The following is a 12,861-nucleotide window of genomic DNA, read 5'->3' on the forward strand; positions in this document are numbered from 1 at the left end:
CCATCGTCGTCTCCTTCTGAATACTCAGAACGAAACTCGCCGTTGGCTCAGTGCAACGGAACCGCAGAAATCAATGGGACGGGGACGGCGCATACGATGTATGTGCGTGAGGGCAGCCGCGCCCGGTCGGGGCGCGGCCCGTTGAGGTGATCACCTGGCATTGCGGAATCGCGCGAGAAGCTCGCTCGCGCGCGCGCCATGCCAACGTGTCATATCGGAGGCAGACATATTTCTCTCGCGGCTGATTCGATCGAGCGCTGACGGCGCCTGGCCCTCCAGAGCGCCGTGGATATCGCGCAGCGCGGCTTCCACGGCATCGGCCTCCGGAAAGGCGGCTGACAGGGCCACATGCAGGCCGCAGAGCGCTTCGAACCCGCTCGGGTCGTCGAATGCGTCGAGCAGGTCACAGAGGCTCGCGCCGTGCCGACTTAGATATGCCTCTGTCGAAGCAGCCGCGTTGTAACGGGCCTGATCTGTGTCCAGGGTGGTGGTGTTGAGCATGATGGTCTTCCTTTTGCATGCATGAACGGTGCTGGTGCTGCTTGATTCATCGGCGTAATGGTTCCTGCATCGCGGGGGAGAGATCTGGGTGTGGTTGGCTCCTTTGCCTGGTTTCATTGGCTGGTCGGGTTTTGATAACGAGGATATTGGTCGTTTTTCCCCCACACGAAGAAGAAATCTGCGGTCGACCAAGAGTTATTTCGCCGGGCCGCAGTGCCCACACCGCCGCATAGCGTGCGCGGCGATGTGGGGAGTGTATCAGGCCGCGCAGTCATCTGACGCGGGGACCAGTCCAGCACCGCGCAGTGCATCGTCGAGCCCATCGGCAAGCAGGCAGATTTCGGGCACGATCGGATCGCAGGGATCCGGCATCGCAAAGCATCCGGCATCATCCCAGTCGTCGCTATCGACATGCTCGAGAAATAGAAGGCCGCGCAACTCAAAAAGCAGGCGGCGCGTCAGCGGCCCCGGCTGGTTGATTCCGTCGCGGATCGCATTGATGAGCCTGGCGCCGCGCCGATCTGCCAACAAGACAGCGGTATGGCCGAGCGCCTCGTGGTGGGTCGATAGAAACGCACGAAGCGCGATCTCGCCGACATCGGTGGAGTGGACACTGGCATTCGGGGTGATTTTTCTGTGAAACATGGTGCCTCCCTTTGGTGAAAGTGGTGCCGGGTTTCGTCCCGGCGGGTCATGAGCTTCGGAGGGTCATGTCATCGCCAACTGCCGATCTGCGCGCTGCACGATGAAGGCGCGCAGATCAGGAGGTGGCGGGGTCTGTCTTGGCTCCTTTCGTCAAATGTTCTTCTCGATGGTGTCGGCTTTCACGAATGACATTGGCCGAAGGGCGAAATGACGAAGCATTTTTCAAAAATTTTTCTGGTTGAGCCTTCAGAAGCTTGGGACCAGCGCCATCCTGGCAGTACCGGGTAGTAATTGGGCGTTTGATTCGGTTGTAGCAAATGGCTATTTCGAAGCTGAAAAGCGGGCTGGCTGCCAAAAGTAAGCGTTCGGCGCCACAGCGGAACTTCAGCCCTTAACGCGCCGTGGTTGCCTAAACTGTACACGCGGCTGGGATAAAATCTGGAACATGGTAGACACCCCGTTATGAATAACAGTCTTACTAAAATCGGCCACTGGATCTCCGATAAGCTCATCGGGATAGCGGAAGCGCTGCGCCTGAGAACCGCGTCGCCCGTATCTTCGCGACCCACCCTCTTTCTCGATCGATGATGATTTCCGCGAGCGATTGCTTGCCACCGATATCTCGGACGACGAGAAGCGGGCGCTCATCGGTTTGATGGACTTGAGCGTTCTTCCGAGCCTCCCCGAGCGTGCCAACCTTGTCGGACCGATCCTGTTGCGGACAAATGGCGCGCTGCCTTCACTCACGCCTGATATCGTCAAGGCAATTGTCGTGAACACTGAGCCAGCAGGCACACAGGTCCAGCTACTCAATCTCCTCCACGAAACGCTCGATAAAAACGATGTTCGTGAGCTTTTGGGACAGCTTCCGTCCCCATATTCGGAAATTCAAACCGGATATGCACGTCCCATGCTCAAGAGGACGAATGAAAACAGCGAACTTGTCAGATGGTTGGATGAGCGCGACATCATCTCTTCGGTAGGAAAGCCATTCTGGTCGAACGATATCACGGTTAATCTATATCGGTCATAAGGTGATCACCCATGCCGCCGACCCTTTCGCGCTCCCTCTTGCACCCGCGTCTCGACAATGCGAGCCCTACCAAAGAAGTGGCGATGACCGGTGAGCTGGCAGGCTTTGACCTCGGAGAGTGGCTTGAGGAGTATGCTGACATCGAGACCGCCGTAGCGGCGACTATTAAGAAGCACAATGATGCCTTCACGAGCTTTGCTGCAATGCAAAAGGACGCCTTCACCAAAATCGAAGCACACGTCTTGGCGACGAACCAAGTCGATTGGGACCGCCTTCAGAAGGATGTGCGAGACGCTGAGGCTGAGCAGGTAACAGCACGAGCAGAAGAGAAGGGAATTGCCGACCGTCAACTGGAACTTCGCAACGATCTGCATGACGGTGGCGTTGGCGCGGACAAGATGAACGAACTCATTTGGGCCTACCTGGGGCACAAAGAGCTTCGCCTTGTTGCCGAGGATGGCGGATACAAAATCCTGCGACCAAGCGGGAAACCGGCAACAGAGCTGGGCGAAGGGGAGCACACAGCGGTTTCATTTTGATATTTTCTGACCCAATTGGCCGCTGAAGGTCGCAAGCTCGAAGACCTCGTGCTGGTAATCGACGACCCGATTTCGAGCCTTGACACGGCAGCACGAACCTATGCTTATAGCTTGATGACCCGCATGACCAAGAAATGTGCCCAAGTCATTGTTATCACTCACAACACGAGCTTCATGAACATGGTGAAGCGTGAGTTTCAAAATCTCCAGAAACGGAACGAAACCAAGAAAGTAACCTCGCTCCTGTCGCTCGATTGTCGAAGCTTCGGTAATGGGGACGACCGCGTTACATCGCTTGCGCCGATGCACGAGCTGTTGGTGAAGTATGACAGTGAGTACCACTACTTTTTCAGCATGGTTCAGGACGCGGCACAGAAGAAGACGACGGACTATGTTTTCTTGCTGCCGAACGCGACCCGCAAGCTCCTCGAGATGTTCGCGACCTTCTGTTCCCCAGGACAATCCAACTTCGCAGGCGCACTTGGGGACCACCACGAAGCGGTGAAAGACAAGCTCGATGTGCGGGCGCTCGAACGCCTCGTTCAAATAGAGTCCCACGGCACATTAGAAGGGCTTGGAACCCTGCCGGACCTCACTCTGGAGGAAGCTATCCGCGCAGCAGATGCAGGCATCAACTTCATCAAAGAAGTTGGAATGGACCACTATAAAAAAATGTGCGTAGTCTGCAGCTGAAACCAGTCCTGCCATTAAAATAAGGAAGAATAAGTCATGATAACCGTGATTGATCTATTCTGGCAAGTCGTGGAGGATGCAGTGAAACATTCTCCTCCGAGCCACCCGCACCCGGCAAATCTGGCATGGCATCGAGAGAACATCTTTGGTCAAATGGCTTCTGAAGACCTCGCTCCTTGGGAATAAACCTGCCAGTATGAAAAACGTAATTTCCCGAGGCATATCGAAAGCCCTTGCCCGCGGTCGACCACAGCAGCCTGAAAAACCAAAGGCTGATCCACCGACCAATAAAGGTATTCAAATGCCGCGGGACCAATCCGAAATCTTGTCGCGCTGTCTGTCGATTGATTTAGAGGTCGATCCCAAAGAAGCCCGGATATTCGCCTTCGCCGCCGTGCCGGAAGGTGAAGGAAAGGGGATCGTTCATCGGAAAGGTGACCCGAGGGTTGCGCTTGAAAATCTCGACTTGTTCTGCGCGGGGTTCGCGCATGTCATTGGGCACAATGTTCTGCGCCACGACTTGCCGCATCTCATGGCGGTTTCGCCGCGCTTCGCAAAGCTCGCGGACGGACCGATCGACACGCTGTGGCTAAACCCTTTGGCTTTTCCGCGCAATCCTTATCACCGTCTGGTCAAACACTACCATGATGGGCGGCTTCAAAGTGGTCACGTCAACGGTCCCGAGTTTGACGCGCGTCTTGTATTCGAAGTCCTTCGTAACCAGATCGACGCCTTTTTATCGCTGAACACGTCGTCGCCAGAGATGATGCTGGCCTATCACTGGCTATGTTGCCGAGGGCCAGGGAGCGACGGGTTCGATCGGTTGTTCAGCGATGTGCGTGGGGCGTCCATCCCGACCGAAGCTGAAGCGCACGGGGCTCTTCGGGCGCTGCTTAAAGAGGCAGCCTGCGGTGCGCGGGTGGAGGCTGTGCTCGAGCGGCTTCAGGACACTGGGCTGGGCTGGCCGATGGCATATGCTCTTGCCTGGATTTCGGTGGCTGGCGGGGATTCTGTCATGCCGCCCTGGGTGCGGGCGCAGTTCCGGGACGCAGCACGGCTCGTCAAAGACCTGAGAGACACGAATTGTCGTGATCCGCACTGTGACTATTGCGCAGAGCACAACGATCCCACCCGTGCCCTCGAACGCTGGTTCGGCTTTCCGAGTTTTCGCCCGGAACCGGTTGACGAGGACGGACGTCCGCTTCAGGAAAAGATCGTGGCGACGGCCATGGACGGCGACGACCTGCTGGGCATTCTGCCGACGGGCACGGGCAAATCCATCTGCTATCAGATCCCCGCGCTGTCTCGGTTCTACAAGACCGGGGCCTTGACCGTCGTCATATCGCCGCTCGTGGCGCTGATGGCAGACCAGGTTCAGGGCTTGGTGCGGGCCGGAATTTCCTCGGCGGTTACGGTTAACGGGCTATTGTCTTTGCCCGAGCGTCAGGATGCGCTCGACAAGGTTCGGCTTGGGGATGCAGCGATCCTGTTGATCTCGCCCGAACAACTGCGCAGCACAACAGTTCGGTCCGTTCTGGCACAGCGAGAGATAGGGTTGTGGGTGCTGGACGAGGCGCATTGCGTGTCCAAATGGGGCCAAGATTTCCGACCCGACTATCGATATGTTTCGCGGTTCATAAAGGAAAGCTCAGACGACGAACCTGCTCCGGTGCTTTGCTTGACGGCAACGGCAAAACCGGACGTCGTGCAGGACATCCGCAGTCATTTCAAAGAGCGGTTGGGGGCTGAGCTGGCCTTGATCGATGGTGGCGCATCGCGGTCGAACCTGAGCTTCCAAGTGCTGCCAACGCAGCGCGCGACCAAGATGACCGATATCCTCGACACAATCGAGGCCCAGCTTCCGCGCGAGGGCGTGGCGGGGGCGGTCGTCTATTGTGCGACCCGAAACGCCACCGAGCGCGTGGCGGAGTTCTTGAAACAACAGGGCATCGCTGCCGAACGGTATCATGCGGGCCTGAGCGCCGATGACAAGCGTGAGATCCAGGAGGACTTCCGTGTCGGCAATCTGCGCGTGATCGCGGCCACCAACGCTTTTGGTATGGGGGTCGACAAGCCGGACATCCGTCTGGTGGTTCACGGGGACGTGCCGGGGTCGCTGGAAAACTACCTGCAGGAGGCAGGGCGCGCCGGGCGGGACCGCGAGCCTGCAAATTGCGTCCTTCTCTATAACACCGAAGACGTCGATCGTCAGTTCAGCCTCAGCGCGCGGTCACGGCTTGCGCGGCACGAAATCGGTGCGATTCTGAAAGCGCTTCGGCGCCTTGATGCAAGGACCGGAAAAGGCGGTGAGATCGTTTCTACGCCGGGGGAGATTGTCCACGAGGAAAAAGACCGGGATTTCCAGCGAGACAGCAATACCGACGATACGCGGGTAAAAACGGCCGTTGCCTGGCTGGAAGAGGCGCATCTTCTGAACCGCGAGGAAAACCGGGTGCAGGTCTTTCCCGCCTCGCTCCGGATAAGGAGCATGCAGGAGGTCCGCGAGATCCTTGCCTCCGCCGAGATCACCGAGCGGCGCCGCCAGGATCTGGCCGCTATCGTGCAGCACATCATCAACGCGCCGCAAGAAGAGGGCATCACCACGGACGAGCTTTGCGGGGTCAGTGGGCTCACGGTGTCGGGCGTGCGCAAGGCCTTGGCGGATCTCGAGGCCCTGGGGATCGCAAAGGATGATACAAACATCACAATCTTCGTGCATGTGCGTATCAAGAATGCCTCGCCGAAACGGTTCGAGGCGGCATCCCGCTTGGAAGCCGACCTGATCGCGATCATGAGAGAGCAAGCGCCAGACGCGGAGATCGGCGAGGCTTGGCCGTGTCATCTGGCCTCGGTGGCGCAGGCCCTGCGAGAGCAGGGACACGCCTCCGTGCGGCCTGATATTGTCGAGGGGTTGCTCCGCGGGATTTCGCAGGATGGCCGCGACATGGATGGCGGCAAAGGCAATATCGGCCTGCGCAAGGCCTCTAAAGGCAGTCTCATGGTGCGACTGCAAAGATCATGGGCGGTAATCGAGCAGACCGCTCAGCTGCGCCGGCAGGCGGCGGAACGTTTGGTTTCATACTTGATCGACAAGGTTCAGGTCGGCCTGCAGGGGAAAGACATTCCTGTCGAGACCACGCTTGGCGACCTTCTTGCTGCAATTAACAGCGACGCGCTCTTGCGTGCGTCAGTGAATGACCCGTCGAAGCTGATGGACCGCGCGCTTTTGTGGCTGCATGAACAGCAGGTCGTAACTCTGGGTAAGGGGCTGTCCATATTCCGCTCGGCCATGACGTTGCACATCAATCCAAAAGGGGGCAGCTTTACCGCCCAGCACTTTGCGCCGCTGGAAGATCACTACAGCGAACAGACCGTCCAGACCCACGTGATGGCTGCCTATGCGACCAAAGGCATCGACGATATCGATCAGGCGCAGCGGCTCGCGTATGACTATTTCGCATTGGACCAGTCCGACTTCATGAAAGCCTGGATGTCAGGCAAAATGTCGGAGTTCAGACGGCAGGCGACGCCCCGGTCCTATGCCGAGATCGTCGACAATCTGGGGAATACGACACAAGAGCAGATCGTGCGTGACGACCGCGAACAGACCAATGTGCTTGTGCTCGCGGGGCCGGGATCGGGCAAGACACGCGTTCTGGTCCATCGTCTCGCGTATCTGGTGAGGATCAAGCGCGAAGATCCAAACGGTATATTGGTGCTCGCCTACAATCGTCACGCGGCCGCCGAGATCCGGGAACGCTTGCGTCTACTGATTGGTGAAGATGCTCGCTTCGTGACGGTCTTGACCATCCATGCCTTGGCCATGCGGCTGGTTGGCGCGAGTTTCGCTGGACGGGCAGGGGCCGATGAGCCCGACTTCAAGACGCTTCTGACCGATGCGGCACGTCTCTTGCGTGGCGACGGGCTGGACAAGGCCGAGGCTGAAGCCTTGCGAGAGACCTTGATCCAGGGGTTCCGCTGGATTCTCGTGGACGAATATCAGGACGTGGGGCCCGAGGAATACGCCTTGATCGCGGCGGTGGCGGGTCGCAGCATCGACGATCCGGATCAACGGATCAGCCTGTTCGCGGTTGGCGATGACGACCAGAACATTTATGCTTTTGCCGGTGCATCGGTGCGCCACATCCGGCAATTTGAACAGGATTATTCAGCCAGGCCGATCTTTCTGACCGACAATTACCGCTCGTCGAAGCACATCATCAGTGCAGCGAACGCGGTGATCGAAGGATCTCGGGAACGTATGAAAACAGGGCACGGGATTACCGTCGACCAATCGCGGCAAAGGGACCCGGCCGGGGGGATAATGGAAAGCCTCGATCCGGTTGCTCAGGGGCGGGTCCAGATTCTGGGCTGCCCGGCCGGAGTCGACGCTCAGGCCCTTGCGGCGGTGGGCGAGATGATCCGCCTGTCCAAACTGATCCCGGATTGGAGCTGGAAGGGCGCGGCCATCATTTCTCGTGATTGGCGCAAGCTTTTGCCGGTCCGCGACTTTGCCGAGGCGCATGGAATTCCTGTCGAAATGGCGAACGAGAACTTGCCCAGTTTGTGGCGCACCCGTGAGATGCAGGTGTTTATCGGCGGCCTGCGCGAGAGGCGCGGGGCCTTGGTCAGCTTGGCCGATCTGACCGAAACCCTGAACGCGATACCCACCAGCCGTTGGACTGACCGGATCGGCGAGGGACTTGGCCAGCTTGCGCGCGAAGTTGACGGCAAGTCGCTCCCGACCCCTGACGTGATCGAATGGTTTGCTGAATGGTCGAAGGATTCATGGGGCGAGCAGCGCGGCCTCAAATTGTTGACGGCGCACCGCGCCAAGGGCCTCGAATTCGACGACGTCGTGATCATGGATGGCGGCTGGGAGCGGCCCTCGCGAAACGAAGATCAGGACGCACCGAGGCGATTGTTCTATGTCGCCATGACACGTGCGCGGCGCAATTTGATCGTCATGAGCAACGACAATCACGAATACCTTCCCACCGTGTCGTCTTCCGTGGTCACGCGGCATGTGGAGGCAGACTTAGCGACGGTTCCCGGCCCACGCCGGTTTTTTCAATCGCCCGAAATGAAAATGGTCGACCTGTCATACGCAGGGCGCCAAGGTGATCGGCACGTCGTTCATAACGCGATCGCCGAAGCACAGGTCGGCGCGCCAGTCAGGCTCTCCTGTGTCGGGGATCGCTGGCAGATCGAAGACATCCGAGGGCGAGCCCTGGGGCGGATGTCAAAAGCGTTCGCTCCGCCGATCGGCACGAAATTCGTCACAGGCGAAATCGCGGCCATCATACATTGGCGCAAAGAGGATTCCGATGAGCGTTTTCATCATTTGCTGAAACGCGCTGATTGGGAAGTTGTTGTGCCTGAGATCGTTTTTGAAGAGCTCAAGAGGGCTTCCGAAAGGGTTATCGGGAGAGATCAGAAAGGCAAATAGTTGATAAAGCGGTCGTTCGCCGCACTTACGATAAATGACCGACATGCCGCACCGAGCCCCACGGACCCGGTGGAGAAGTCCACATCGTCGATATCCTTGGTCCGGCTGGGATAGGACTGCACCCCGCCGAAGCCGCGGAAGTTCTCCATCTTCTCGCGGGTCTGGTTCCCCATGAGGTACTGCATCGCGTGGAAGATCGGCGAGGCATGAGGCTTTACCGCTACCCGGTCCTCGGGCCTCAGCGCCGAGAAGTAGAGCGCCGTCATGATCGACACCACGGAGGCAGATGATGCCTGGTGCCCACCGACCTTGATCCCGTCGACCTTGGGCCGCACGTGGTTGGCGTGATGGATCATCCAATGCGATAGCCACAGAAGGCGCTGCTCGATGGTCTTCAGGTGAGTGACGTCAATGGACATGGTAGGGTCTCTCGGTCAGATGGTATAGTTTGGATTTTTCATTTGAAACCACAAGTAATACTTGGGGCTACTCTAATCGGTAAAGGTAGCAGAGCAACCGAAGATTGCGGTACCGTGCTGGAGGGCGGCGAGCCCTGCGGCAGTGCCATTCATGCGCACCTTCAGCCGACCCCCTGAAACAGCCACCGCCCCAACCATCGGCGCATTTCCCCCATAGATCGCACCAAGACCCCACGCGGCTTCCTCCTTGGGAGGTTTTCCAACGCGGGTCGTGGTCGCGCGAGTGCGCAGCGTATCGCAGCGACCCGCATCAGAAAACCTTCACCATTCCAAGCCTTCACCATAAGGCCAACCGCTGTGGTGCGGCCTCTCCAGACCAGTCGTTCGATGCGACCGCAAAGAGCGGTATATGGTAGCAATGCAGACTTACTTGAGCCTGTAGCGCCTGCTGACCTATGCAAATCCAGCTCACGACATTCGGGGTTAGAGCCAGAATAAATGACGATTCATTGGAAAGGCCGTTGTGTAAGCTGCCTTGCAGCTTACAAATGGAACAAGTTAAAACTTCCCAGGAAGGATCAGGCAGTGACCATTCCACCAGGATTCCTTGACCGCTTACGGGCCAATCTTCCACTTTCAGACGTAATCGCTCCAACTGTCAAATGGGATACACGGAAAAGTAACTTTGACAAAGGCGACCTTTGGGCGCCTTGTCCCTTTCATAAAGAGAAAAGCGCAAGCTTTCACTTGGATGATCGCAAAGGTTTTTACTATTGTTTCGGTTGCCATGCGAAAGGCGATGCCATTTCTTTTTTTCGTGAGACTAAGAATATTAGCTTTATGGCATCAGTCCGACGCTTGGCGTTTCTTGTGGAAATGGACGCAGAGTTAGATGCAGCAATGAACCCACCCCAAACTTTGCCGCCAATTCTCGTGGCAAAAGAAGTTATAGTGGAATGCTTCGAGAAGGAGCACTTTATGGAAATTGGATTACTCACGGGCTGGACCAGTTATATCCAAGGCCATGACAGACTACTGCGCAGTCTGAGTTGGAGTGATCCTGATTATCCGGGAAACGTTTTGGATATGCTTGTGGTAATGAAAAATCGCAATGACGGTTCTCTGGAGAAAGTTCAAACGTATGTCATGCAAAAATTTAGCAATGTAGCCACTGCAACGTCGCAAGTCGCCGCCTTTTCAAATACGCAACAGATAATAGGTTACACCTATGAACCACCAAGGAACGATGTAATTGGTGTAATGATGCCTTTTGGAGGCTTTTCTGAGGTTTACGATGCCATTAAAACGGCTTGTGCCTCAACCTCACTCAAAGCAAAGCGTGCAGATGAGATGTGGGGTCATTCCATTTTAATGAAGGATATTTTGGAATTGGTGAATCATTCGGCTGTCGTGGTTTGCGACCTTACAGGCAGAAACCCAAACGTGTTCTATGAAATGGGGCTTGCGCATGCCTGGGGTCGCCCTGTCATCCCGATTACGCAAAACAAGGAAGATATACCGTCGGATCTTCTGGCCCATAGATATCTGACCTATCTGAATAACTCAGAGTGGAGGAAAGCATTTAGTAAGCAGTTAGCAGAACGGCTTTCTACTATACTCGGTTAGCCAGATGTTATTTAATTCCAACCAAAAATCAGCAAGCGAGCCCGTGCGAAAACTCGAGCCCATTGTAGGTACCGTCGTCTTCGCTCCATTTCAGACATTCGAGAACGATCTATGAAAGCTTGGAGGCTGGTTGGTACCTTTTATCGCCAACGCTCAGGCGAATATCGAACCATCTACTAAAAGACGGTCGTAATCTTGCGCTCCAGTGCCGGTTAATGGTTGGTAGGCGCCCGTCGATACCGTGCCTTCACATGCTCTGCGGTCTGTTCAATGCTGGGGTAGACGGTTGTCGCGTTGATATTGAGAGCATCAAGCTGATCGAGGATGATCTGCTTACCAGTAACCGTAATTCGTGATATCTCCAAGCCGTCTTGGCCGGTGTCGGGCAGCATCGCACCATGACCGTACAAAAGGAACGCGCCCGACTGTGGCTTTATGCGGTTGTTGGTATGCTTAGCCTTCACGCAAATAATCGAACCCAAATGGTCTGGATCGATCCGAGGCTCGAAGAAGCCTTTCTCAGACTTGATGTGATGAAGCAGCTTACCTGCGACTTCGCTTTCGTTGAATGCGTCGACATCCAGAGCGAGGTCAATTTCATCTTTTTGCTCATAGCTGAGGTTTGATAGATTTGAGAGGCAACTAACAGTGTCGGCGTCGTAATACTTAATCTTCACCTCCGGAACCCCGAAAATGATCACTTCGCCTGGAATATCCATCGATTCCTGCTTTCCGTAGCAAGCGAAAAACAAGGCAATCAAAGGATTGCTCGAGATATCAAGTAGTCGTGTGGGTAGCCCGAAATGCTGCATGCGGACGAGGCTATCAAAGCAATACTGATCACTCTGAAATTCTTCATAATGAGCGATGAGCAGTTCCTTGTTGAGGCGATCCTCGCTCGGCAAGTACTGCCAACTGCCATCAGGCCACTTCCGCAACACAGACGGAGTTAACTCGAAGTTCGCATCCTCGTGACCACGATAGAAGATTTCCGTGTTATTTAGCAGCGGCAACCCCTGCAAGGCCGCGAGAAAACCCTCCACGTTGTCGATAGTGGCAATAATGTTCTTCTTGCGCTCCGGTGGCGGCGCGGCTGGGGCAATTTGCTCGGCAGCCAATAATGCGGATACTTCTTGGACAAGTTCCGGCTTACGTTTGGCAAGGGCCTCAAGAATCGGTTTTGCTTCACCTTCCCGTACCGCCCAGTGTGTGCGGTAGAGTTGGAATCCATCGGCCTGAAATGCCTCAGTTGCATCATTCACATCAGAAAAAGTGACGTCGCCGAACTCGACGATAGGTTCGAAGTCTGCCACTATCTCTCTGCGATCGGCCCGCGCATTCACAAGCCTACCGAAGCGCACGTGCATCGTTGCACCGCCCTTTGCTCCTGATACTTCGCTGCACAAAAAAGTCGGTAACGTCATAAGGAAAGCGAGCGCCTCGTCGCCAAGGCTCTCCAGCCCATTTGCGAGTTCCGTTGGCGTGTACTCAAACATGCGACCGCGGCTCATGCCGACTTGTGCTACTCCATCTACCAGGTCGACGTTACCAAACGATATGTAATTGAAGTTGTCGGCCATCACCCCGCCTTTGCCTTTCGCCTCGTTATCATCAGAGATCATGCCCAGATTGGCACGGGCTACAAGAGCTTACCGAAGGGATGAGGGGGCAAACGGGCAACCCACGGACTTAAACCGGCTCTCTGTCCAAGTCGCAGCAAATGACTGCTCTCCTGAAGCATCTGTGTTGCTGATCAAGTGGATTTTGGGTTCCACTCTCGGCTTTCTGCGACCAGCGTGTTTGCGAGAACAATCAGTTTGCGCATGACAGCGACAAGCCTCAGAATCGAGACCACAGAAGCATTCCACCGCCAGCGTCAGCCACCCAAGGGTCGCACGGTACACTCGGCATTACTCTCCAAAAATTGGGGAATTCCATTCTATCCATCCCAACGGA

The 12,861-nt window shown here is 56.1% G+C and carries 5 protein-coding genes and 5 pseudogenes; 5 read left to right on the forward strand and 5 right to left on the reverse strand.

The genetic code is table 11. From position 1 onward, the window contains the following. Window positions 1-150: 150 nt before the first annotated feature. Both B8991_RS09440 and B8991_RS09445 read right to left on the reverse strand, forming a co-directional pair. On the reverse strand, window positions 151-501 hold the full coding sequence (locus B8991_RS09440; protein WP_084352751.1) for a hypothetical protein: 351 nt from the start codon (window positions 499-501) through the stop codon (window positions 151-153). Between the two features lie 258 nt (window positions 502-759). Further along, complete coding sequence (locus B8991_RS09445; protein WP_084352752.1) at window positions 760-1,146, reverse strand: hypothetical protein; 387 nt, start codon at window positions 1,144-1,146, stop codon at window positions 760-762. Window positions 1,147-1,699: 553 nt separating this feature from the next. On the opposite strand from B8991_RS09445, the pseudogene B8991_RS09450 reads away from it, so the two are divergent. Together B8991_RS09450 and B8991_RS21880 are read left to right on the forward strand one after the other, a co-directional pair. Continuing rightward, a pseudogene (locus B8991_RS09450) lies at window positions 1,700-2,179 on the forward strand (P-loop NTPase fold protein); the annotation flags it as partial. Between the two features lie 83 nt (window positions 2,180-2,262). Continuing rightward, a pseudogene (locus B8991_RS21880) lies at window positions 2,263-3,411 on the forward strand (AAA family ATPase). Window positions 3,412-3,760: 349 nt separating this feature from the next. On the opposite strand, the gene B8991_RS21885 reads toward B8991_RS21880, so the two are convergent. After that, on the reverse strand, window positions 3,761-3,940 hold the full coding sequence (locus tag B8991_RS21885) for a hypothetical protein (RefSeq protein WP_235866594.1): 180 nt from the start codon (window positions 3,938-3,940) through the stop codon (window positions 3,761-3,763). Window positions 3,941-3,943: 3 nt separating this feature from the next. Between B8991_RS21885 and B8991_RS09460 the strand changes: the two genes are divergently transcribed. Further along, window positions 3,944-8,860 (forward strand): RecQ family ATP-dependent DNA helicase, encoded by a 4,917-nt coding sequence (locus tag B8991_RS09460; protein ID WP_235866595.1) that lies wholly within the window; start codon window positions 3,944-3,946, stop codon window positions 8,858-8,860. A 32-nt stretch (window positions 8,861-8,892) separates the two neighbouring features. On the opposite strand, the pseudogene B8991_RS09465 reads toward B8991_RS09460, so the two are convergent. After that, a pseudogene (locus B8991_RS09465) lies at window positions 8,893-9,279 on the reverse strand (transketolase); the annotation flags it as partial. A 585-nt stretch (window positions 9,280-9,864) separates the two neighbouring features. On the opposite strand from B8991_RS09465, the pseudogene B8991_RS21890 reads away from it, so the two are divergent. Both B8991_RS21890 and B8991_RS21895 read left to right on the forward strand, forming a co-directional pair. Next, window positions 9,865-10,143, forward strand: a pseudogene (locus B8991_RS21890) (CHC2 zinc finger domain-containing protein); the annotation flags it as partial. Window positions 10,144-10,221: 78 nt separating this feature from the next. Next, window positions 10,222-10,905, forward strand: a pseudogene (locus B8991_RS21895) (hypothetical protein); the annotation flags it as partial. A gap of 212 nt (window positions 10,906-11,117) precedes the next feature. Here the strand turns inward: B8991_RS21895 and B8991_RS09475 are convergent. Further along, window positions 11,118-12,527 (reverse strand): FRG domain-containing protein, encoded by a 1,410-nt coding sequence (locus B8991_RS09475; protein ID WP_218673202.1) that lies wholly within the window; start codon window positions 12,525-12,527, stop codon window positions 11,118-11,120. Between the last annotated feature and the right edge of the window lie 334 nt (window positions 12,528-12,861).

The organism is Primorskyibacter flagellatus (genome assembly GCF_900176485.1).
Taxonomy (GTDB): Bacteria; Pseudomonadota; Alphaproteobacteria; order Rhodobacterales; family Rhodobacteraceae; genus Primorskyibacter; species Primorskyibacter flagellatus.